The 22,922-nt window shown below is 68.3% G+C and carries 20 protein-coding genes; 3 read left to right on the forward strand and 17 right to left on the reverse strand.

Features of this window, described 5'->3' with window-relative positions:
- Positions 1-4: 4 nt before the first annotated feature.
- From GE300_RS14405 to GE300_RS14420, 4 genes are all read right to left on the reverse strand, one after another.
- On the reverse strand, positions 5-964 hold the full coding sequence (locus GE300_RS14405) for an ABC transporter ATP-binding protein (protein ID WP_154447266.1): 960 nt from the start codon (positions 962-964) through the stop codon (positions 5-7).
- On the reverse strand, positions 961-2,847 hold the full coding sequence (locus tag GE300_RS14410) for a dipeptide/oligopeptide/nickel ABC transporter permease/ATP-binding protein (RefSeq protein ID WP_325063248.1): 1,887 nt from the start codon (positions 2,845-2,847) through the stop codon (positions 961-963). The genes GE300_RS14405 and GE300_RS14410 overlap by 4 nt, the downstream gene beginning before the upstream one ends.
- Complete coding sequence (locus GE300_RS14415) at positions 2,844-3,791, reverse strand: ABC transporter permease (RefSeq protein ID WP_154447268.1); 948 nt, start codon at positions 3,789-3,791, stop codon at positions 2,844-2,846. The genes GE300_RS14410 and GE300_RS14415 overlap by 4 nt, the downstream gene beginning before the upstream one ends.
- A gap of 76 nt (positions 3,792-3,867) precedes the next feature.
- A complete protein-coding gene (locus GE300_RS14420) occupies positions 3,868-5,451 on the reverse strand; it encodes an ABC transporter substrate-binding protein (RefSeq protein WP_154447270.1) in 1,584 nt (527 codons plus the stop codon).
- A gap of 99 nt (positions 5,452-5,550) precedes the next feature.
- Here GE300_RS14420 and GE300_RS14425 point away from each other — a divergent pair, with 99 nt between their 5' ends.
- Positions 5,551-6,228 carry a DUF1028 domain-containing protein gene (locus GE300_RS14425; RefSeq protein WP_154447272.1) on the forward strand — a complete coding sequence of 226 codons (678 nt, stop codon included), beginning with the start codon at positions 5,551-5,553 and terminating at the stop codon, positions 6,226-6,228.
- Positions 6,229-6,243: 15 nt separating this feature from the next.
- Here the strand turns inward: GE300_RS14425 and GE300_RS14430 are convergent, their stop codons facing one another.
- Both GE300_RS14430 and GE300_RS14435 read right to left on the reverse strand, forming a co-directional pair.
- Complete coding sequence (locus tag GE300_RS14430; RefSeq protein WP_154447274.1) at positions 6,244-7,011, reverse strand: FadR/GntR family transcriptional regulator; 768 nt, start codon at positions 7,009-7,011, stop codon at positions 6,244-6,246.
- 338 nt (positions 7,012-7,349) lie between these two features.
- Entirely contained in the window at positions 7,350-8,393 is a 1,044-nt protein-coding gene (locus GE300_RS14435) for a succinylglutamate desuccinylase/aspartoacylase family protein (RefSeq protein ID WP_154447276.1), read from the reverse strand.
- Between the two features lie 385 nt (positions 8,394-8,778).
- Here GE300_RS14435 and GE300_RS14440 point away from each other — a divergent pair, with 385 nt between their 5' ends.
- On the forward strand, positions 8,779-11,391 hold the full coding sequence (locus GE300_RS14440; protein WP_233417037.1) for a bifunctional diguanylate cyclase/phosphodiesterase: 2,613 nt from the start codon (positions 8,779-8,781) through the stop codon (positions 11,389-11,391).
- Positions 11,392-11,496: 105 nt separating this feature from the next.
- Positions 11,497-12,198, forward strand: coding sequence for an organomercurial lyase (gene merB, locus GE300_RS14445; protein WP_154447280.1), 702 nt, complete (start codon positions 11,497-11,499; stop codon positions 12,196-12,198).
- 25 nt (positions 12,199-12,223) lie between these two features.
- Here the strand turns inward: merB and GE300_RS14450 are convergent, their stop codons facing one another.
- From GE300_RS14450 to GE300_RS14500, 11 genes are all read right to left on the reverse strand, one after another.
- On the reverse strand, positions 12,224-13,048 hold the full coding sequence (locus tag GE300_RS14450; RefSeq protein ID WP_233417038.1) for a carbohydrate ABC transporter permease: 825 nt from the start codon (positions 13,046-13,048) through the stop codon (positions 12,224-12,226).
- The gene (locus GE300_RS14455; protein ID WP_233417039.1) at positions 13,048-13,932 is read right to left on the reverse strand and encodes a carbohydrate ABC transporter permease; all 885 of its coding nucleotides are present in this window, start codon (positions 13,930-13,932) and stop codon (positions 13,048-13,050) included. Before GE300_RS14455 ends, GE300_RS14450 begins: the two co-directional genes overlap by 1 nt.
- A gap of 65 nt (positions 13,933-13,997) precedes the next feature.
- Entirely contained in the window at positions 13,998-15,272 is a 1,275-nt protein-coding gene (locus GE300_RS14460) for an extracellular solute-binding protein (RefSeq protein ID WP_154447282.1), read from the reverse strand.
- Positions 15,273-15,343: 71 nt separating this feature from the next.
- Positions 15,344-16,420 carry an ABC transporter ATP-binding protein gene (locus tag GE300_RS14465; RefSeq protein WP_154447284.1) on the reverse strand — a complete coding sequence of 359 codons (1,077 nt, stop codon included), beginning with the start codon at positions 16,418-16,420 and terminating at the stop codon, positions 15,344-15,346.
- Between the two features lie 7 nt (positions 16,421-16,427).
- Positions 16,428-17,939, reverse strand: coding sequence for an arabinosylfuranosidase ArfA (gene arfA, locus GE300_RS14470; RefSeq protein WP_154447286.1), 1,512 nt, complete (start codon positions 17,937-17,939; stop codon positions 16,428-16,430).
- A 121-nt stretch (positions 17,940-18,060) separates the two neighbouring features.
- On the reverse strand, positions 18,061-18,990 hold the full coding sequence (locus GE300_RS14475) for an ArsR/SmtB family transcription factor (RefSeq protein ID WP_154447288.1): 930 nt from the start codon (positions 18,988-18,990) through the stop codon (positions 18,061-18,063).
- Positions 18,991-19,051: 61 nt separating this feature from the next.
- Complete coding sequence (locus tag GE300_RS14480; RefSeq protein ID WP_154447290.1) at positions 19,052-19,282, reverse strand: hypothetical protein; 231 nt, start codon at positions 19,280-19,282, stop codon at positions 19,052-19,054.
- 86 nt (positions 19,283-19,368) lie between these two features.
- Positions 19,369-20,079 carry a GntR family transcriptional regulator gene (locus GE300_RS14485; RefSeq protein WP_154447292.1) on the reverse strand — a complete coding sequence of 237 codons (711 nt, stop codon included), beginning with the start codon at positions 20,077-20,079 and terminating at the stop codon, positions 19,369-19,371.
- Positions 20,080-20,952, reverse strand: coding sequence for an ABC transporter permease (locus tag GE300_RS14490; RefSeq protein ID WP_154447294.1), 873 nt, complete (start codon positions 20,950-20,952; stop codon positions 20,080-20,082). It lies immediately after the preceding gene.
- A complete protein-coding gene (locus GE300_RS14495) occupies positions 20,949-21,755 on the reverse strand; it encodes an ABC transporter ATP-binding protein (protein WP_325063249.1) in 807 nt (268 codons plus the stop codon). The genes GE300_RS14490 and GE300_RS14495 overlap by 4 nt, the downstream gene beginning before the upstream one ends.
- 8 nt (positions 21,756-21,763) lie before the next feature.
- On the reverse strand, positions 21,764-22,795 hold the full coding sequence (locus GE300_RS14500) for an ABC transporter substrate-binding protein (protein WP_154447296.1): 1,032 nt from the start codon (positions 22,793-22,795) through the stop codon (positions 21,764-21,766).
- Positions 22,796-22,922: the final 127 nt, after the last annotated feature.

The following is a 22,922-nucleotide window of genomic DNA, read 5'->3' on the forward strand; positions in this document are numbered from 1 at the left end:
GCGATCACCGCCCGAGCGGGTGGAAGCAGGCGGCCTCGGTCCGTCCCGCGCCCGCCTCCAGCACCGGCACCTCGGCGCGGCAGCGGTCGCTGGCGCGCGGGCATCGGGCGGCGAAGGCGCAGCCGGGCGGCGGGTTCAGCGGGTCGGGCAGTTCGGTCCCCTGGGCCTCGGGCGCCTTCAGCGCGCGGCCCACGACCGGGGCGCTCTCGGCCAGCAGCCTGGTGTAGGGGTGCCGGGGCGCGCGGAACACCTGCTCGGCGGGACCGAGTTCCACCACCGAGCCGAAATACAGCACCGCGATCCGGTCCGAGACCGCCTCGACCACGGCGAGGTCATGGCTGATGAACAGGTAGGTCAGCCCGAACTTTCGTTTCAGATCCGCCAGCAGGTTCAGCACCTGCGCCTGCACCGAGACGTCCAGCGCCGACACCGGCTCGTCCAGGATCAGGATCCGCGCATCCGCCGCCAGCGCCCGCGCGATGCCGATCCGTTGCGCCTGCCCGCCCGAGAACTCGTGCGGATAGCGGTCGAGGAATTCCTCGCGCAGGTTGACGCTGGCGAACAGCTCGGCGATCCGCGCGGCCCGCGCCTTGCGGTCCATGCCATGCAGGTGCTTCAGCGGCGCCTCGATGATCTGCCGGATCGTCTTGCGCGGGTTCAGCGACGCGATCGGATCCTGAAAGACGTACTGGATGCGCCGCCCGAACGCCGCCGGATCGGCGGTGTCGAGCGCCGACCCTTCGATCTCGATGCTGCCGGTCGTAGGTTCGATCAGCCCCACCAGCATCCGCGCCAGCGTGGTCTTGCCGCAGCCGGATTCGCCGACGATGCCCAGCGTCTCGCCGCTCTCGACGTTCAGTGTCACCGGATGCACGGCGCGCACGCCCGCGCGCGGCCGGCCCAGCAGCGTGCGGCCCACGGGGAACGTCTTGGAGAGCCTGTCGAGGCGCAGCGCGGCGGTCATTCGGCCACCTCGCGGCTGGCGGTGTTCTCCGGATACAGGCAGCGCACTGCCCGCGCGCCGTCGCCGCGCAGGGCGATCTCGCCAGCGCGGCAGTCCGGCTGCACCTTGGCGCAGCGATCGGCGAAGGCGCAGCCCTCGGGCAGGCGGTCGACGGCGGGCGGCAGGCCGGGGATCGCCTCAAGCCGCCGCTTGCCCGCGCCCAGCTCCGGCACGCAGGCGATCAGCCGCGCGGTATAGGGGTGCTTCGGCGCGCCCAGCACGTCCGCCGTCGGCCCCTCCTCGACGATCCGCCCCGCGTACATCACCGCGACCCGGTCGCAAAGCTGCCCGACCACACCGAAATCGTGGGTGATGAACACGATCGCCAGCCCCCGGTCCCGCCGCAGATCGTCCAGCAGCGCCAGGATCTGCGCCTGCACGGTGACGTCCAGCGCGGTCGTCGGCTCGTCGGCGATGATCACGTCCGGATCGTTCGCCAGCGCCATGGCGATGCCGACGCGCTGGCGCATGCCGCCCGACAGCTCGTGCGGATAGTCGCGCACCCGGCTTTCGGGGTTGGGAATACGAACGGAGCGCAGCAGCTCTACCGCCTTCGCCCGCCCTTCGCCGGCCGAGACGGACCGGTGCGCCCGGATCGCCTCGATCAGCTGGTCGCCGACGCGATAGAGCGGGTGCAGCGTCGACAGCGGATCCTGGAAGATGTACGCCACCCGCCGCCCGCGCAGATCCCGCAAACGGCGATAAGGTGCGCCGATCAGGTCCTGCCCCTCGAACCGCACCGCGCCGCCGGTGATCACGCCGGGCGGCGAGGCGACCAGCCCCATCACCGACAGCGCCGTGACCGACTTGCCCGATCCGCTTTCGCCGATGATGCCAAGGCATTCGCCCGGCTTCACCGCCAGGTCCACGCCGCCCACGGCGCGGTAGACCCGGTCCTTGACGTGGAACTGCGTCTGCAACCCCTCGATCGCCAGGATGCCCTCGGCCTTCGGTTCCGGCACCGGCGCGCGCCGGTCCACCAGCGTCGCCGCCATGGGGCGCGACAGCGCACCCGATTTCAGCCGCGGGTCGAGCGCGTCGCGCACGCCGTCGCCCAGCAGGTTGATCGACATCACGATCACCAGGATCATCAGCCCCGGCACCACCGAGGTATGCGGGTTGGTGATCAGCGCCGAGCGCGCCTCGCCCAGCATCGAGCCCAGGTCCGCCTGCGGCGGCTGGCTGCCCAGCCCGAGGAAGGACAGGCCCGCGGTTTCCAGGATCATCCAGCCGACCGTGGTCGACATGGCGATGACGATCACCGGAATCACGTTGGGCACGATCTCGGTCAGGATGATCCGCGCGGTGGACATGCCCGACAGGCGCGCGGCATCGACGAACTCCCGATGCGCGATGCCCACGGTCACGCCCCGGATGTTGCGCGCGAAGAACGGGATGTTGACGGCGGCGACGGCGATCAGCGCGTTGAACAGTCCCGGGCCCAGCGCGGCGACGATGGCCAGTGCCAGCAGGATGTAGGGGAACGCCATCAGCATGTCGACGCCGCGCATGATCAGGTTGTCGGTGCGGCCGCCGAAGAACCCCGCGACGACGCCGATCGCGGCGCCCCCGACCGCCGCGACCAGTGCCGCCGCGAACCCGACCGCCAGCGACAGCCGGGTGCCCCAGAGCAGCCGCGAAAGCAGGTCCCGCCCCAGGTGGTCCGTGCCCAGCAGCGCCCCGTCCGAGAACGGCCGCTTGAACCGGTCGGCAGTGCGGGTCACGTCCGGATCGGCCAGCGGCAGCAGCGGCGTGACCAGCGCCAGCGCCACAACCAGCAGCAGGATGATGCCGCCGACCAGCGCCAGCCGGTTGCGCGCCAGCAGCTTCAGGAACGCGCTCACGTCTTGATCCTCGGGTCGAGCAGGGTCTGCGCGACGTCGACCACGATGTTGAACAGCACATAGCAGGCGGCGACAAAGACCACGCCGCCCTGAACCAGCAGGATGTCGCGGGTCAGGATCGCATCGACCAGCATCCGGCCGACACCGGGCCACTGGAACACGATCTCGATATAGACCGCGCCCGACAGCACGAACCCCGCCTGGATGCCCAGCACCGGAATGATCGACACCAGCGCGGCCCTCAGCGCATGCCGCCAGATCACCCCGCGCTCGTGCACGCCCTTGGCCCGCGCGGTGCGGATGTAGTCCTGGCGCAGCACCTCGAGCATGGCCGAGCGGGACAGCCGCGCGATCACCCCCGTCGCCACCACCGCCAGCGCGATGGCGGGCAGCGTCAGGTGGCTGAGCAGCGCCGAGATGTTCCGGTCGCCGTAGATCGGCCACATGCCCGAGACCGGGAACCAGCGCAGGTTCACCGAGAACAGCAGGATCATCATCATGCCCAGGAAGAACGACGGGATCGAGATCCCCAGCAGCACCGCGAAGGTGATTGCCTTGTCGGCCCAGCCGTACTGGTTCGCCGCCGAGACCACGCCGGCGGCGATGCCCAGCACCGCGCACAGCACGAAGGCGGTGCCGGCCAGGATCAGCGTCGCGTTGAACCGCTCCAGCACTTCGTCGAGCACCGGCCGGTTCAGCGAGAACGAGGTGCCGAAATCGCCCTGCAGCATGTTGCCGAGCCAGATGAAGTACTGCTGCACCAGCGGCTTGTCCAGGCCGAGGTCGCGGTTCAGCCTCTCGACATTCTCGGGCGTGGCGTAGGAGCCGAGGATCGCGGTCGCCGGATCGCCGGGGATCAGCGCCATGATCAGGAAAACGATGACCGTGATCCCCAGCAGCACGGGGATCGCCGAAAGCAGGCGCTTGAGGATATAGCCGGTCATCGGTCCCTTCATCTGCCGCGACAGCGCCGCGGCGCGCGGACAGGCACCCCGCGCGGGGGCGCCGGTGAACGCGCGTTCAGTTCTTCGCCACGTCGCCCAGCAGCAGGAAGAACGAGGGCTGGAGGCTGAAGTTCTCGACCCGGTCGCTGGTCACCGCGTTCTGCTTCCAGTTCGCGACGAACACCCAGGGTGCATCCTCCTGCACGATCTCCTGCATCTGCTTGTAGAGCCCGGCGCGTTCCTCCTGATCGGTCGAGACGCGGGCCTGCTCCAGCAGCGCGTCGACCTCCTCGTTCGAGTAGTAGCCAGAGTTGAAGCCGCCCGACTCGGGCCAGGCCTCGGTCCGCAGCGCAAGGTAGGGCAGCGTGTCGGGATCGTTGGTCATCCACGCCATCTCGGCCATGTCGGCCTTGCCCTCCAGACCGGGATTCACCTCGCCCAGGAAGGTGTTCCACTCGTAGGTCTCGATGCTGACGTCGAAGCCCACCGCCTCCAGGTCCGCCTGGATCGCGGTGCCCATGGCCACCGGGTCCAGCATCCCCGAGCCGCCCTCGGTGACATAGAAGGTCAGTTCCGCGCCCTCGGCCCCGGCCTCGGCGATCAGTTCCTTCGCCTTCTCGGGATCGTAGGGATAGGGCTCCAGCGCGTCGTTGTAGGCCCAGGCGAAGGCCGGCGGGGTCGGCCCGGCGGCGACCTCGGCGGTGCCCTCCAGCACGTCGTTCACGATCGCGGCCTTGTTGACCGCGTAGTTCGCCGCCTGCCGCACGCGCTTGTCGGCGAACGGGCCTTCCTTGGCGTTGAGGATCAGGAACCAGACGTGCGGGCCGGCCTGCTCGTGCACGGTGAACCGGTCGTCCTGGAACTCCGACAGCGAGACCGGCGGCACCTCGACCATCAGGTCGATCCCGCCTGCCAGCATCTCGGCGGTGCGGGTGTTGGCGTCGGTGATCGGGCGGAACACGACGGCCTCAAGCTCCGGCGCGCCGTCCCAGTAGTCCGGGTTGGCCTCGACCACCACTGCCTCGTTCGAGCGCCACTCGGCGAAGGTGAACGGCCCGGTGCCCGACGGGTTGCGCCCGAACTCCGCGCCATGCTGCTCGACCGCGGCGGGCGAGACGATCAGCCCGGTCGGATAGGCCAGGTTCGACAGGAACGGCGCATAGGGCGCGTTCAGCGTGAACTTCACCGTCAGCGGGTCCACCGCCTCGACCGTCTCGACCGCCGAGAAGAAGAACGCCAGCGGGAACGGGCCGGTGTCGTAGTAGGGGTGATCCTCGTTCAGCATGCGCTCGAAGTTGAACACCACCGCGTCGGCGTCGAAGTCGCTGCCGTCGTGGAACTTCACCCCCTCGCGCAGGGTGAACGTGTACTCGGTGCCGTCGTCGCTGATCTCCCATCCCGTGGCCAGCGCCGGCTCCACTTCCAGCGTGCCGTCCTTGTAGCGCACCAGCCCGTCGTAGACGTTCATCAGGATGCGGAAATCGTTCACTGCCGTCACCGCCGCCGGGTCCAGCGCCTTCGGCTCGGCGATCTGGCCGACGATCAGCACGCCCGGAGGCGTCTGCGCGACCGCGCCGGTCACGCCGCCCAGCGCCAGGCTCAGGGCGGTTCCCGCGACCAGAAGGCCGCGCCGGGTCATTCCAAAGGGGGACTTCAGCATCTCACCTCTCCTGTGCCGTTTTCGGCAATTTATCATGATAAATTGAATGAGGCCAAATTTTCATGATAAATTCAACCCGCAAGCCAAGGGAGCGGGCAAATGACCATCTCGATACTGGCCTTTGACCGGAAAACGGGCAGCTACGGGGGCGCGGCCACCACCGGCAGCCTTTGCGTCGGGGGCTGGGTGCTGCGCGGCGATCCCGAATCGGGGCTGTCGGCCGCGCAGGGCTCGTTGCCCAGCACGCTCTGGGGAACCGGGGTTCTGGATCGGATGCGGGCCGGCACGTCCGCGCCCGATGCCGTCGCCGCCGTCACCGCGCCCGACGCCGGGCGCGCGCATCGCCAGTTGGCCGCGCTCGACCCGCAGGGCGGCACCGGCCACTTCACCGGTGCCGACAGCATCCCCGCCGCCGCCGCCCGGACCGCACCGGGCGTGGTCGTCGCCGGCAACCTGCTGTCGTCCGAGGCGGTGCTGGATGCCTGCCTGCAAGGCTTCCTGAACGCACAAGGCACCATGCCCGAGCGCCTGCTCGCCGCGCTGCGCGCCGCCTCGGACGCGGGCGGCGACAGCCGCGGCCTGCTGTCGGCGGCGCTGCTGGTGGTCGGCCGCGCCGCGCCGCCGCTGACCCTGCGCATCGACCATTCCGACACCCCGCTCGCCGATCTGACGGACCTGCACCGGCGCGCCACCACCGGCCACTATGCCGACTGGGCGCGGCTGGTCCCGACGCTGGACGCGCCCGAGCGCGCCCAGCCGTGGCAGGCGCAGGGCTGAGAACCGGGCCGATCCTCAGCCGATGAAGCGCTTCATCACCACCGCTTCCTGATCCTCCATCAGCGCGCGCGCCATCTCCATGTGCGACGCCATCACCCGCCGCGCGGCCGCGCCGTCGCCGCGCTCCAGCGCCGCCAGCAGCTCGATCTGATGGCCGCGCCCGCGCTCCCACAATTCGTGGTTCGGCGAGGTGTAGAGCCGCTTGTAGACCGTCAGGTCCGCCAGGATCTGCGCCATGAACCCGATGAAGAACCCCAGCATGGCGTTGCCGGCGAACTCCGCCAGCCGCGCATGGAAGGCCAGCGAATCGACATGCTGCGCGCGCTCCTCCTCGGCATCGACGGCCGGTTCGGCATAGCGCGCCATGATCGCCCGCAACTCGGCGACCTGCTCGGGCGAAAGCCTGCCGGCCAGCGTCGCGGCCAGTTCCGGCTCCAGCGCGATCCGCACCTGATAGATGTCGGCGATGGTGATGTTGCGGAAATAGAAGTAGTTCGCCAGCAGCGCGTGCGCCCGGTCCTTCGAGACCGCGCCCACGAAACTGCCGCCGCCGGGTCCGGTCTTGGTCTCGACCAGACCCTGCGCCTGCAGGATCCGCATCGCCTCGCGGATCGTGCCCTTGGACATCCGGAAACGGGCGATCAGCTCGGCCTCGCCGGGCAGCCGGTCGCCGGGGTGCAGCCCCTGCTCCACCACCCAGTCCTTGATCGCCTCGGCCACGCGCACCGGCCGCGACTTGCGCGGCGCGCGGGCGCCGGTGCCGTGCCATGTGCTCGCCGTCATCCCGACCCCTGCCTGACCCTGTAAGGTTATCCGCTGCCCCGCAGGAAACCGATTCATCATGATAAATTCAAGGGCGCGGCCCCGGACGGCGGACGGCGATCCGCTTCGCCGATCGCTGTGCGCTTCGGTGACCGGCTTCGCCGATCGCTGTGCGCTTCGGTGACAGCGGCGCGGTTGCGCGCGCATCTGGCGATCGAGTGCCCGCGGTCATGCGACCGAAGTGCAAGGCGCGGCGGCGGAGGATCGTAGCGTCACGCGACAGCGGACCGGCCGGACGGTCCCTCCTTCATCTGGGCGAACGCCGCAGCCGGCCCCTGCACCGACCCGGGCGCCGCAGCTCAGATGATCTCGTCCTCGTCGAACAGCGGGTCTGCGCGCATCTGTGCCGCCAGATCGTCAACCGTGGCCTCGGCGTCGTCGCTCGCGCGGACGGCGGCGATGTGGAAGACCGCGTCGCCCTCGTTGACGATGGGCATCATCGCCCGGCCGATGATGATCCCGTCCATGACCGCCTTGATCGGCAGATCCTTCTCGCCGAACGGGTCCGACACCGCCCCGAGCACGGTGCCTGCGGCGACGATGTCGCCTTCGCGCCTGAACGCGCGCAACAGGCCGCCGACGGGGGCGCGCACCCACCGGCTGCGGTCGCAGCGCAGGGACCGGGCGCGCGCCGCCGCACCGCGTTTCGCCGGCAACATCTCCAGGTGCCGCATCGTCCTCAGGATCCCCGACACGCCGACGCGAACGGCCAGCTCGTCGAACCGCAGACCCTCTCCGGCCTCGTAGAGCAGCACGTCGACGCCCAGTTCCGCCGCGCTGCCGCGCAACGAGCCGTCGCGGACCGGCGAGGTCAGGATGACCGGCGCGCCGAACGCCCGCGCCAGGTCCAGCATCTTCGGATTGTCGGGGCTGATCCGGATCTGCGGCAGGTTCGTGCGGTGCACCGCGGCCGAATGCAGGTCGATGCCGACATCGCTGCGCGCGACGATCTCGGTGGTGAAGACATCGGCCAGCCGCGCCGCCAGCGATCCGCTGTCGCTGCCCGGAAAGCACCGGTTCAGATCGCGCCGGTCCGGCAGGTAGCGCGAGTGATTCAGAAACCCGTAGGTGTTCACGATCGGCACCACCAGCAGGGTTCCGCGCACCGATTTCAGATCCCGCGTGCGCAGCAGCCGGCGCACGATCTCGACGCCGATCACCTCGTCTCCGTGGACGCTGGCGCTGACGAACAGCGTCGGGCCCGCGCGCCGGCCGTGGACCACGTGGACCGACATCGTCACCGGCGTGTGGTCCGACAGCACGCTGACGGGCAGCTCGATGGTGCGGCGCTCGCCGGCCGCGACCGTGTGGCCGCCGATCCCGAATTCGGGACGCCTGGCCATCAGCGCCGCCCGCGGAAGGTGGTCCGGGCGTTCGGCGCCGTGACCTGGGCCAGCAAGACGATCTGCATTTGATTCCACCTCTCGCGCTCCCGGCGCCGGCCTGACCCGACGTCAGGCAGCGCGCGGCCGCAGACATGTGCGCCGTACGTTGCCGCTGTCTTAGCAGATGCCCGCGGCGCTTGGCTTGCCCAAACGCCAGCCCTGCAGGACTTTGGCCCGACCCTGGCCTCTGACCGGGCGGATTGCCGTCCGGCCCGGTCTGCGGCCGGCGCCCCGGCACGCGGCGTCTGCACCGTTAACCGTCCGTTCGGGTTCGAGGCGATATCACCAGGTCTGAACGAAATCCGGTGCCACGCCGATGCGGGGCACGCCAAGGCGGTGCAGCATGCATTATCCCGTACCCGAGAATGAATCCGCGCGTCTGGCCTCGTTGCTGGACCTCGGGCTGCAGGACGCGACCGGCTCGCCCGAATTCGATGCCATCGCGAACCTCGCCGCGGATGTTCTCGAATGCCCGATGGCGCTGATCTCGCTGATCGGCGAAAGCGAGCAATGGTTCAAGGCCAGGTTCGGCCTCGACGCCGACGTGTCGCCGCGCGAGCTGGCGTTCTGCAACTACACGATCCTGGACCGCCAGCCGCTGATCGTCAGCGACGCCCGCAAGGACGCGCGTTTCCGGAACAACCCGCTGGTCGTGGGAGAGCCCAACCTCGTCTTCTACGCCGGCGCGCCGATCTCGATCGACGGCACCCACAACCTCGGCACGCTGTGCGTGCTCGACACGCGGCCGCGCCGGATGAGCGACCTGCAGATGAAGCGGCTGCGCAGCCTCGCCCGGGCGGCCGAGGGGCTGATCGCCGCCTACAGCAGCCGGCGCCAGGCCGAGCGCGCCCGGCTGAGCGAACAGACCAAGGGCCAGGAACTGACCCGCGTGGCGTCGCTTCTGGACCAGATCACGAAACTGTCCGGCGTCGGCGGCTGGGAGCTGGAACTCGCGCCGCAGAAACTGACCTGGACCGACGAGACCAAACGGATCCACGAAGTGCCCCCGGATTTCGAGCCGCAACTCGACGGGGCCATCGACTTCTACGCCCCCGAAGCGCAGCCGCTGATCACCAGGGCGATGAACGACGCGCTTCACGGCGGGGCCAGCTGGGACCTGGAACTGCCGATGGTGACGGCGAAGGGGCGCCAGATCTGGGTCCGCGCGGCCGGCGGCCCGACCTACAAGGACGGGGTGATGGTCAGCCTGATCGGCGCCTTCCAGGACATCTCGGAACGCAAGCGCACCGAGGCGCGAATCCGCGACTCCGAGACGGCCGCGCACGCACGGACCGAGGAGCTGCGCACGGTCCTCGACAACATGGAAGAGGGCGTGAGCGTCTTCGATGCCGACGCCAACCTGACGATCTGGAACCGGAAATACATCGAGATCTTCGGGAAGCCCGCGGGCGAGGTGTATCAGGGCGTGCCCTTTCGCCGGCTTCTGGAACGCGAGATGGACCGGGGCGACTTTACCGGGGACATCGACAAGCACCTGCGTGAGCTTTCCGACCGGCTCGACCGGCAGGTGTCGGTGGTCTGCCAGTTGCGCACGAACAGCAGCCGGATCATCAACTCCACCCATGCCCCGTTGCCGGGCGGGGGCTGGGTCGGCACCCATTCCGACGTGACCGACCGGGTCCTCGAGGCCGAACGCACCGAACACGCCTCGCGCCACGATGCCCTGACCGGGCTGCCAAACCGGCTGGCGTTCAACGCGCGGATGGACGCCATCCGGGCCGAGAACCACGCCAGCGACCGGTCGCTGGTGCTGATGCTGGTGGATCTCGACAGGTTCAAGGAGGCCAACGACACCTTCGGCCATCTGGTCGGCGACGCGCTGCTGAAAGGCACCGCCGACCGCCTGCGGGCCTGCGTCCGGAAGGGCGATCTGGTGGCGCGCCTGGGCGGCGACGAGTTCGCCATCGTCATCGAATGCGACCGCCGCCAGGCGCTCGCCCTGGCCGAGCGGATCGCGGGGACCGTCAGCCAGGAAATGCGCCGGCCGTTCGCGATCGACGGCAACCGCCCGGCAATCGGCGCGAGCATCGGGTTCTGCGTCGTGCCCGCCGACGACTTCGAGGTCGACGAGATCATGACCCGCGCCGACGGCGCGCTTTACAAGGTGAAGGCGGACGGCCGCGGCGGCTACCAGGTCTATGACGAGGCGCTCACCGAGCAGGCCTCGGCGCTGCGCCGGCAGCGCACGGCGGTCGACGCAGCGGTGCGCCTGCAGAACCTGGAGCTGGAATTCCAGCCCATCTACGACCTGCGTTCGCGGCGGCTTTGCGGCGCCGAGGCGCTGGTCCGGCCGGCGCAGCGGGGCGTCGCCGGTCTGTGCGCTTCGGAACTGCTCCGCATCGCCGAGGAAACCGGGACCATCGACGAGATCGGGTCCTGGATCCTCGAAGAAAGCCTGCGGGAGGCCGCCGGCTGGAATGCCGATCTTTCGGTCTCGGTGGATGTCTCGCCGCGGCAGCTGGGCACCGGGCGTCTGCACGATCGGATCCGCGACCTGCTGGAGCACTTGCAGTTCCCCGCCGCGCGGCTGGAGCTGGAGATCCCCGAGGGCGCGTTCCTGTCCGGCGATGCCGGCGCGCTCGGGGAACTTCACGACATCCGCGCGCTCGGCGCGCGCATCGTTCTGGACGATTTCGGCAGCGCGAACGCCTCGCTGGCCTGCCTGCGCCACTTCCCGTTCGACAAGATCAAGATCGACCGGTCGTTCGTGGGGCTGTCGGCAACCGAGAGCCACGCCCGGGCGATGATCGGCGCGCTCGTGACCCTCGCGACGGACCTGGGCATGCAGACCACGGCCGCGGGCATCGCGACCGCCGACTGTCTGCGCGACATCGCGGCGCTGGGATGCACCTTCGGACAGGGCCGCCACCTTTCGCGCCCGCTGAGCGCGCGCGCGTTCCGGAAGTCCAGCCTGCCGCTGCGCGATGTGGCGTGACACGCCGCCGCTCGCGGTGACGTGATCCTGCACGGGCGGATGCGGCCTTGAGTCTGTAGTCGCTACAGGAGTTATCAACGGGTTCCCAACCGAACGGAGGCCCCGATGACGGAAGCAGCAGACGCCCGGCGCGCGCCGGAGCTCGAGCCCGACCCGCTTGTTGCACAGCTTGCGCACCTGTTTCCCCCGCTGGACCGGACGGCAAGGCGGATCGCCCTGGCGACGTACCGCCTGCTCGCACGGCAGGATCGGGCGACACCGGACGAGATCGCGGCGGCCGCGGGGGTCGCGACCGGCACGGTGGGCGAAGAGATCGAACTCTGGCCGGGGGTCTTCCGCGACGGCGACGGCGCGGTGATCGGCTTCTGGGGACTGACCGGGCACGCGATGCCGCACCGGCTGACGCTGTCCGGCGGGTGCGCGCGCTACACCTGGTGCGCCTGGGACGCGCTGTTCATTCCGGACCTGCTCGGGACAACTGCGCAGGTAGACTCGAGCACACCGCTCGACGGCAGGCCGGTGGGCCTGCAGGTGTCGCCGCTCGGGGCGCGGCCGCTCGATCCGGGCCAGCCACCGCTGCACGTCAGCTTCCGGCTTCCTGCGGCGGCGGCGTGGCAGGAGGACGTCGTCACCACATTCTGCCACCACGTCTTCTTCCTGTTCGAGGACGAGGTCGCCCGCTGGCTTGCGGATCATCCCGGCACGGTGGCGCTGCCGCTCGACGACGCCTTCCGGGCCGGCCGCCAGAAGAACGCGCACCAGTTCGGGCGGCGCGCGCCCGCGGCGGATCCGCCCTCGGGGTTCTGATCGCCCGCGGCCCGCGCCGCGCCGCTCAGCCCTTGACGCCGGACGAGATCATCACCGCCTCGGTCACCCGCCGCTGGAAGATCAGGTACGCCAGCACCACCGGCAGCGCCGCCAGCATGGCGACCGACATGATCCGCGCATAGGCCACGCCGAAGGCATCGTTGACCTGGGTGATCCCCACCGGGATCGTCATCATGTCCTCCGAGGTCACCACCAGGAACGGCCAGAAGAACGCGTTCCACACGCCGATGAAGGTGACGATGGCCAGCGCCGTGGTGATGCCCCAGTTCAGCGGCAGGTAGACTTTGAACAGGATCGTGTACTCGCCGCCGCCGTCCAGCACCGCGGCCTCGCGCATCTCCTTCGGCACCGCGTCGAAGAACTGCTTGTAGACGATGATCACCACCGGGACGATCAGCTGCGGCAGGATGATCCCGGCCCAGCTGTTGATCGCGCCGATGTCGTTCATCAGGATGAATTGCGTCACCACCAGCGCCTGCGCAGGGATCATGAAGCTGGCCAGCACCACCAGGTACAGCAGCCGCCGGCCCGGAAAGCGGATCTGCGACAACGCGTAGGCGCACATCATCGAGATCACGATCACCACCGCGGTCACGATCACCGCGGTGCCGACCGAGTTCAGGTACCAGATCATCAGCTTGGTGTTGAAGATCGCATCGGCATAGGACGACAGGTTGAACTGGTCCGGCAGCAGCCCCGGCTTGGCGACCACGTTCTCGTCGGTGCGGATCGAGGTGACGAACGCCCAGTACAGCGGGAACACCCAGCACGCCGCCGCCAGCAGCGTGAAGGCGGTGACGATGCCGTTCTCGATCCTGCGGGTCTTCATCAGCGGCGGCCCCCGATCCGGAGCAGCTGGAACTGCAGCACCGACACCACCGCGATCAGCACGAACAGCACCGTCGCCACCGCCGAGGAATACCCGCCGTGGTTCAGCTGGAACGCCTCGCGGTAGACCTGCATCAGCAGCACGAACGAGCTGTTGAACGGCCCGCCGCCGCTGAGCAGGTAGACCTGGTCGAAGATCTTGAGCTGCAGGATCAGCTGCAGCGTCAGCACCAGCGCCGTGACCGGCCACAGCAGCGGCCAGGTGACGCGCCGGAACTGCTGGCGCTTCGTGGCGCCGTCAAGCGCCGCGGCCTCGTACAGCTCGGACGGGATGTTGCGCAGCCCGGCGATGAACAGCAGCACGTTGAAGCCGTTGGTCCACCAGATCGTCACCGCAGCGATCATCGGCATCACCCAGTCCGGGTTCTTGAACACCGCCACCGGCTTGCCGACGAACACGGCGATCACCGGCTGCAGCACACCGAACTGGAAGTCCAGCATCCAGGCCCAGATCTGCGTGACCACCGACACCGGCAGCACATAGGGCAGGAAGAACAGCACCATCACCAGCGCCTGCAGCCGCCCCGACAGCCGGTTGATCATCAGCGCGATGCCCAGCGCGATCACCGTCGTCGGGACCACCGTCAGCAGCACGAAATAGGCGTTGTTCCACAGCGAGGTCTTGAAGATCCGGTCGCCCAGCAGCCGCCTGTAATTGTCCAGCCCGACCCATTCGCCGTCGCCGATCAGCGGCGCGTTGGTGAAGCTCAGCTCGAACATCTTCAGCGTCGGATAGAGGAAGAAGACCGCGAACACGATGACGAAGGGCGCCACCATCGACAGCGCCACCAGGTTCTTCTTGCGCCGGTTTTCCAGCATCGCCATGGCTGCGGGCTCCGTTTCTGGGCAGGCGGGTCCCGGCCCCCCGGGCGGGGGCCGGGACGGCCGGTCTACTGCATCATCGCCTGCAGTTCGGCCTTGATCTGCTCCACCGCCTCGGCGCCCGAGAAATAGCCGTGGATCGCCGGAGAGATGATGTTCAGCGCCGTGTCATAAGTCGGCGAGGCGACGCCGGTGATCGTCGACGGCGGATCGAACGCGGTGTTGTCGGCCAGCGACGCATAGGTCGCGTTCGGCTCCATCGCGGCGTACTCGGCGCTGTCCGCCACCGGTTTGTAGGCCGGGATGTGGCCGGCGTCGGCCCAGCGCAGCGCGTTCTGCTCCATCCAGCCGATCACCGTCATCACCGCCGCGCGCTTCTCGCCCGACACGGTGTCGTCGCCCTCGTTCGGGATCGCGAAGGCATGGGAGTCGGCCCAGGACGCGGCCTGGCCCATCAGCGGCGGGATCTCGACCGCGCCCCAGCCGAAGCCCAGCGTGCCCTTCTCCTCCATGTCGTTGAAGGTCGGCACCTCCCACACGCCGTTCAGCTGGAACGCCGCCTCGCCCGAGCCGTAGAGCGCGACCGAGGCCTCGTACTCCGCCTGCTCGGGGATCCAGCCGTTCTGCTGCCAGCGCGCCATGGTGTCGATCGCATTGGCGGCCTTCTCGGCATTGTCGCCCGGCAGCACCTCGCCGTCGACGATGAACTCGCCGCCCTGCTGCGACAGCAGCGTGTAGAACACGCGCCAGACGCCGCCGGCACCGCCGGTCTGGAAGGTCAGCGGGGTCTCGACGCCGTTGTCCTTCAGCCAGGCCAGCGCCGCCTCGAAATCCTCCAGGCTGTCGATGCCGGTCAGGTTGCCGTCGGCGTCCAGCCAGGCCGAGCCCTCAAGCAGCGCCTTGTTGTAGTACAGGATCAGCGCGTGGATATCGAACGGCACCGCGTACAGCTCGCCGTCGCTGGTCGCCGCCTCGATGCTGCTGGCGAAGAAGTCGTCGGTGGTCAGTTCGGCGTTCTGCAGGTCCTCGTCGGTGATCGGGCTCAGCACGCCCTCCTCCAGGCCGAGCGGCACGCGCGACAGATGATAGGTCATCACGTCCGGCCCCTCGCCGACGGCGGCCGAGGTGCGCACCTTGGTGTAGAACGGCACCCCCCACTCCAGCGTGGTACCCGAGATCTGGATGTCCGGGTGCTGCGCGTTGAAGTCCTCGATCAGCGCCTTCATCCGCACGCCGTCGCCGCCCGACAGGAAATCCCACCAGATCACCTCGGTCTGGGCCAGCGCCGGGGCCGCCACCGCCGAGATGGCGGACACCGCCAACAGTCTGCCTAGTGCCTTCATGTCTTCATTCCTCCCTTTTGGATCGCCCCTGCGGGCTGATCGGTTGGTCGTGACGCCGCCTTCGCGCGCGCCTATCGCAGCCGCTGGCCCTGCCGATCGAAGACCAGGACATGCCTCGGGTCGGTCGCGATGCTGACCGTCTCGCCGTCGAGCCGGTCGCGCGAGCCGTGGCGCTCGACGATGATCTCGGTGCCGTCCGCCATTCGCGTGTACAGGTACGACACGTCGCCCAGCTCCTCGGCGACCTCGACCCGCACCGGCATCCCGGCGGCGTCCAGCCGCAGATGCTCGGGACGAATGCCGATCTCGACCTCGGCGCCGGTCGCCAGACCGGGGTCGGCGACGGCGGCGCGGAACTCGTGCGCCTCGGCGCCGCGCGTGCGCAGCACCACGTCGCCCGCATCGCGGCCGATGACGTCCGCGGCGATGAAGTTCATCGCCGGCGAGCCGATGAAGCCGGCGACGAAGCGGTTGTCCGGATCGTCGTACAGGTCCAGCGGCGCGCCGGCCTGCTGCACGATGCCGCCCTTCAGCACGAAGATCTTGTCGGCCAGGGTCATCGCCTCGACCTGGTCGTGGGTGACGTAGATCATCGTCGCGCCGATCTGGCGGTGCAGGCGGGTCAGCTCCAGCCGCATCTGCACCCGCAGCTCGGCGTCGAGGTTCGACAGCGGCTCGTCGAACAGGAACACCTTGGGCTGGCGCACGATGGCGCGGCCGATGGCGACGCGCTGGCGCTGGCCGCCCGACAGCTGGCTAGGCTTCTTGTCCAGGTGATCGTCCAGCTTCAGGATCCGGGCCGCCTCGCGCACCATCTCGCGCATCTTCGCCCGCGGCGTCTTCGCCAGCCGCAGGCTGAAGGCCATGTTGTCGAACACGCTCAGGTGCGGATAGAGCGCGTAGGACTGGAACACCATGGCGACGCCGCGTTCGGCCGGCTCGACATGGGTGACGTCGGTGTCCTCGATCGCGATGGTGCCGCCGCTGGTCTCCTCCAGCCCGGCGATCATCCGCAGCAGCGTGGACTTGCCGCAGCCCGACGGTCCCACGAACACCGCGAAGCCGCCGGTGGGGATGTCCATCGACACGTCCTCGATCACCCTGGCGGCGCCGAACTCCTTCGAGACGTTGCGCAAGCTCACGCCCATGACCGCCTCAGCTCACGTCCAGCCGCACGACGTGGTAGGACAGCGGCGCGATGCCGCCACGCAGCCGGCCGTCCTCGACGCCCAGCCCGGCGCCCCTGCCTGGGGCGACGCGGTCCTGCGCGTCGGGGCCATTTGTGGCGCGCAGGTCATGCCCCTCCATGCTCAGGTGCTCGACCAGGCGCGCGCCGGCGAACCCGGTCAGCGACACGTCCAGATCCGCCGCCTCGTCCGGGTGGCGGTTGACCATGAACAGGGTCACGAAGCCGCCGTCCGCGTCATGCACGCCGGCCACGTCCAGATATTTCACGTCGTCGGCCACGCGGCAGTCGTATGTCGGGCAGTCGACGCCGACGTTCAGCGCGATGCCCCGGCCGTACAGCGAGGCGAACTGGTAGGGGTAATAGATCGTCTGCCGCCAGGCGGGGCCGCCCTTCTCGGCGCGGATCGGCGCGATCACGTTGACCAGCTGCGCGATGCAGGCGATCCGCACCCGGTCCGAACGGCGGATGAACTCGTTCAGCAGCCCGGCGACGAACAGCGCATCCTCGAAATTGTAGCTTTCTTCCAGCAGCGCCGGCGACTCGGGCCAGTCCCACGCCTTGATGCGGCGGCTGTCCTCGTCGCGATCGTGGTACCAGACGTTCCATTCGTCGAAGCAGATGTAGACGTCGTTCTTCGCCCGCTTCTTCGCCTTGACGTAGTCGATCGCTCCGCCGATGGCCTGGATGTAGCGGCCGGTCTCTTCGATCTTGCCGAAGAAGTTCAGCGTGTCGCCGCTCTTGTTGCCGAAGTACTTGTGCAGCGAGATGTAGTCGACGTTCTCGTAGCACTCCTCCAGCACCTGCCGTTCCCATTCGGGATAGGTCGGCATGCCGTCGTTGGACGAGCCGCAGACGACGGTCTCGATCGAGGCGTCGAAGCCCTTGAACGCCTTGGCGGTTTCGTTTGCCAGCCGGCCGTACTCGACCGCCTTCTTGTGGCCGATCTGCCAGGGGCCGTCCATCTCGTTGCCCAGGCACCACATTTTCACGTCATACGGGTTTTCGACGCCGTGGCTGCGGCGCAGGTCGCTCCAGGCGGTGCCGCCGGGAAAGTTGACGTATTCCAGGAAGTTGCGCGCCTCTTCCAGCCCGCGCGAGCCCAGGTTGACCGCCAGCATCATCTCGATGCCGGCCATGTCGGCCCATTGCGCGAACTCGTTGATGCCGACCTGGTTGGTCTCCTTCGAGCGCCACGCCAGGTCCAGCCGCACCGGGCGCCGGTCCTTGGGGCCGATCCCGTCCTCCCAGTTGTAGGCCGAGACGAAGTTGCCGCCGGGATAGCGGATCGCGGGGATCTTCAGGTCGCGGACGAGTTGCAGCACGTCGCGGCGGAACCCGTTCTCGTCCGCCTGCGGGTGGCCGGGCTCGTAGATGCCGCCATAGATGGCGCGCCCCATGTGCTCGATGAACGCCGCGTACAGCCGGTCGTCGATGGAGCCGATCCGGAAATCCCGGTGGACGGCGACGCGCGCTTTCATGAAGGCCTCCCAGCTTCAATATCCGATATTCTGGTTCAAACCAGATTTACAGATACAGTTGCGCAATGCGACGGTTCTGTCAACAGCGACGACCGCTGCCGGCGCAAGCGCCGCGAACAGTTCAGCTTTTGGCGTGCAGGCGCAGGACGATGTCCTGGTCGTAGTTGCCGAAACCGCGGCCGAACACGTTGATACCACCCGGATGGCGCGCGCCGCGGTCGACCTCGATTCGCAGCCGGATCGAGCGGTGCGCGTCCAGGTCCAGCCGGTCCAGGGTGACGTCCGAGATCCTGCGCCCGTCGACGAAACTGCCGCCGTCGCTGACCTGCCAGGTCTTGAGCATGCCGTATTGCGAGCCGCTCAGCTTCCACCAGTCGGGCGTGTAGACGCCGCGCTTGTCGCCGAAATCGCCGGGCGAGGTCCAGTTGCCCAGCGGCGTGCCGTTGATCGAGATGGTGATGTCCGACGGCCAGTCCGAATGCGTGCCCGGCACCTCCGAACTGACCTCCATCGAGAACTCGATCTTCTCGATCTCGATGCCCTTCAGCTTGGCATTGTTGGGGAACTGGTACTCGACGAAGCCGCTGGTGAACCACAGCAGCGCGGCCTTCATCCGTTCGGGATCCATGAACGTTTCGGGCACGTCGAGCAGGCCGATGATCCCCTCCGGCGAGCAGATGCCGCAGGGCGCGGCGACCGAACTGTTGGTGAACAGGCCCAGGGGCATCGCCACCTCGATCACGTTCCGGGCCACCCGTTCCTCGGTCTTGGCGAAGGTGACGATCAACTCGTCATAGGTGGCGTAGCACAGCTTCTGGCTGCCCTTGCGCGCCTTGTGGCTTTCGGTGCGGATCAGCCCCGACTGCTCCAGGATCTGCACGTTGGACGACACCGAGGACTGCGGCAGCGACAGCCGCCGCGCGATGTCGTTGACGTTCAGCCCGCCGGCCGAGTGCAGCAGCTTGAGGATCTTCACGCGCACCTCCGACGCGGCGCTCTTCAGCACGGCGAAGTCGGTTTCGGGATCGATCAGCAGGAAATTCTTGGTCATCGCGGCTCCGGCTCGGCATCCAGCGATTTATATCCCGTTTCCGGATACGAACAAGGCATTTTCACCGCATCCGCCGCGACAGCATCCAGGGTGCCGGCGTCCACCCCCCGCCGGAGAATGCGTGCGGGCCGGTGCCGATCCGGTTCTCGGTGTCCGGGATGCCGACCTTGCGCAACACTTCCAGCGTGCGCAGTCGCCTCGGCCCTGGACGGTGGAGATGACCGCGGCACATCTCGGCCGGCTGGAAGGCGGCGGTGTAGACGGGGTTCGGCGCGGACAGCGGATCCTGCATCGCGACCCGCAGTCGTTGCGGCTACGCCTTCCGGAATCCGGTGGCCGGGCCCGCGCGACCGGCGCCCCGACCAGGACGGTGCCGTGTCAGGGCTTGGTCTTCGGGAACAGCCGCGCGCGCAACCCTTCCAGCGTAAGCCGGTAGTGATCCGTCAGCTGGCGCACGGCCAGGTCCGCGTCCCGGTCGAGGGCGGCGGTCAGGATCGCCTCGTGTTCCGCCAGCGCGTCGCCGCGCCGGGCCAGGCTGAACTTCACCGACAGGTTCCGGTAGCGGATCGAGCGCTCCATCATCTGCACGCAGAACTGCTCCATCAGGCTGGAGCCGCAGCCGGACAGCAGGGCGCGGTGAAACTCGTGATGCCGCACCTCCCAGTCGGGGTTGAGGGTGAAGCTGTCCCTGCCGTCCCCGGCATTCAGGAAACGATCGGTCCGCGCCAGGCGGTGGTAGGACAGGATCAGCGCGTCCTCCCACTCCTGACCGCCATGGGCGATGGACTCCCGCAGGGCAAGCGTCTCCAGCCATATGCGGGTCTTCACCAGCTCCTCGAGGCCCGGATAGGAAAGTTCCGAGACGAAAAAGCCGCGCTGGCTGCGATGCTCGACCCAGCCTTCGGCCGACAGCCGGTTCAGCGCCTCGCGGACCGGCGCGGTGCCGATGCCGTATCGGTCCGAGATGGCGTCGAGCTGCAGCTTCTCGCCCGGCTCCAGCGCGCCGGCCAGAATGTCCTCCTTGATCGCGTCGTGGGCCCGGTCCGAAAGGATCGGCCCTGCTTCCAGGACGGACTTCGCTCTTGCCATCTACGCCATGCCACCCGGCGCGTCGGACTTGTTCCAGAACACGAACGTCTTCTGCACCCAGACCACGGTGAGGAACAAGGCCAGTCCCAGGAAACTGAGATAGATGATCAGCGAAAACACCCGCGGCGTGTCGAGCTGCGAGGCCGAGACCCGGATCAGGGCGCCGACGCCCTGCCCGCCGCCCAGGAACTCGCCGGTGATGGCACCGGCCATGACCCCGACCGATGCGATCTTGAGGCCGGTGAAGAAGTACGGCAGCCCGGTGGGAAGCTTGAGACGCACCAGCGTCTGCATCCGGCTGGCGCCGATGGACTTGAACAGCATCCGCTCGTTCTCGGAGGCGGCATAAAGCCCCGCCGCGGTCGAGACGACGATGGGAAAGGTTGCGATGAAGGTCGCCAGCGCCACCTTCGAGGCGATCCCGAACCCCAGCCAGGCGATGAACAGCGGCGCGAATGCCACCTTGGGCATGGTGTCGATGGCGACGAGGTAGGGCATCACCGCGCGCTCGCCGAACTTCGTCTCGCCCACCAGCACGCCAAGCGAAAAGCCGATGGCCATCGCCAGACCGAACGCCACCAGCACCGTCTTGGTCGTGGTGATGAACGCCTCGAGCATGTAGCCGCCCGAGGCCATGTTCCGGCCGACGAAGACGATGTCCTCCCAGGTTTCCATCGGCGTCGGCAGGATGATGTTGGAGACGATCTCGACCGCGGTGACCACATACCAGATGCCGACGATCATCACGAACAGCCCTGTCATCGCCACCCAGCGCGGGATGCGGTCGATGAAGGGCTCGTGTTCGGTCCAGACGGTATCGCCCTCGTACTGGGCAAGATCGGACTTGGCGGCCGTGTATCCCTGGTCGGTCATGTGCCGAAGGCCTCCTTGCCCAGTTTCTCGCGGATGTGATGGACGATGTCGCCGAACTTGGTGGTGTTGATCATGTCCAGATTGCGCGGGCGCGGCAGGTCGATGTCGACGATCTCGGCGACCCGCCCGGGGTTCGCGTCCATGATGTAGATCCGGTCGGCCAGAATCACCGCCTCGGGGATCGAATGGGTGACAAGAAAGGTCGTCGCGCGCCGTTCGAGGCAGATCCGCTGCAACTCCATGTTCATGAAGTCGCGGGTCAGCTCGTCGAGCGCCGAGAACGGCTCGTCGAGCAGCAGCACCGCCGGATCCGAGATCAGCATCCGGCAGATCGCGGCGCGCTGGGCCATGCCCCCCGACAGCTCGCCCGGATAGATGCTCTCGGCCCGGCCGATGCCGACCAGTTCGAGCAGGTCGCGCGCCCGGCCCTCGGCCGCCCGGGCCGCCGCCTTGCCGTCGCGCATCTCGATGGGCAACAGGACATTGCCCAGCGTGGTCTTCCACGGCAGCAGCGTGGCCTGCTGGAACATCATGCCGATGTCCCGGCGCGGCCCCAGCACCGGCTTGCCCTCGAGCATCACGCGGCCCGAACTGGGCGGCAGCAGGCCGGCCATGATCTTCAGCATGGTCGACTTGCCGCACCCCGAAGAGCCGATGACCGCCCCGAATTCGCCCTTGTTCAGGGTCAGGTCCACGTCTTTCAGCGCGGTAAAGCCGTTCCGGCCATAGGTCTTCGACAGCCGTTCGATCTGGTAAACCGGCCGAGCCTCGGCCGGTTCACTCTGGTCTGCGGGCAATTGCACCACCTGACTCACTCGGCGTTCCAGCCTTCGATCATCTCGTTGGTGTAGCCGGCGGCCAGGTCGTCGAACGGCGCCTCGAGATCGCCCGAGGACAGAAGGCTCTTCTGCCAGGTCTCCCAGTGCTCCGGCGGCTGATAGCCGAACCCCTTGTCGATGTAGGCGTCGGTCGGGGTCATCCGCTCGCTGGCGGCGGCCAGCAGCGCGGACGCGAACGCGCGGTCCTCGCCTTCCTGCGGGTTGCCGGCCGCCATGTGGTCGAGCGCGGTCTCCTCGTTCGCCGGGTCGGAGATGAAGCGCATGCCCTTGACCAGCGCGCGGCCGAAGCCCTCCACCACCTCGGGGTTCTCGGCCATGTAGTCGGCCAGCACAGCGTAGCCGTTCCCGAAGTAGGCCAGGTATTCCTCGGGGGTGATCTCGGTCAGCTCCAGACCCCGGTTCGCCAGGATCGCCGCATCGCTGACCGCGCCGGCGTAGGCGTCCACGTCGCCGCGCAGGAAGGCCACGGCGGCGGTGCCCCCGTCGCCCACCGGCAGGAAGGTGAAGTCGGTGCCTTCTTCCATCCCCGCATCGTTCAGGATCGCCCGCGCGAACGAGACCTCGGCCCCGTCGGCGGTGCCGACGCCGATGACCTTGCCCTTCAGGTCGGTCGGGGTCGCGTAGCCGCTGTCCGACTTGACCAGCAGGCCGAAGACGCTTTTGGGATAAAGGTTGTAGATGAAGACGACGTCGATCCCGCGCGCCCGCGCGCCAAGGACCGGACCGGGTCCGGGGGCGCCGATCTGGGCCTGCCCGGCGGACATCGCCTGCAGCACCTGGGACGATCCGTCCACCGCCTGCACGTCGATGTTGAGCCCCTCTTCCTCGAAGTAGCCTTCGCCGATCGCGGCCCACATCGGGGCCCAGGTGATGGCCGACGGGTTCGGCACGGCGACGGTGATGTCCGTCTGTGCCGCGGCCGACCCGAACAGCCCGGCGGCCGAGATGGCGGCGGCGGCAAGGCCGGTGGTCACTCTCCTGACGATTCGATTGCTGACGCGCATTACTTGCATCCTCCCGTTGGGTTTGACGGCGCTCTGTCGGCGCCACTCGGTCCGCAAATGATATTCGATTCGGGCGAACTTGGGGAGTTTATATATTTCGCATCCGGCAATCCCTTGCGGTGCACGA

Origin of the sequence: Halovulum marinum, from assembly GCF_009697225.1 — a bacterium.
Classification (GTDB): Bacteria; Pseudomonadota; Alphaproteobacteria; order Rhodobacterales; family Rhodobacteraceae; genus Halovulum; species Halovulum marinum.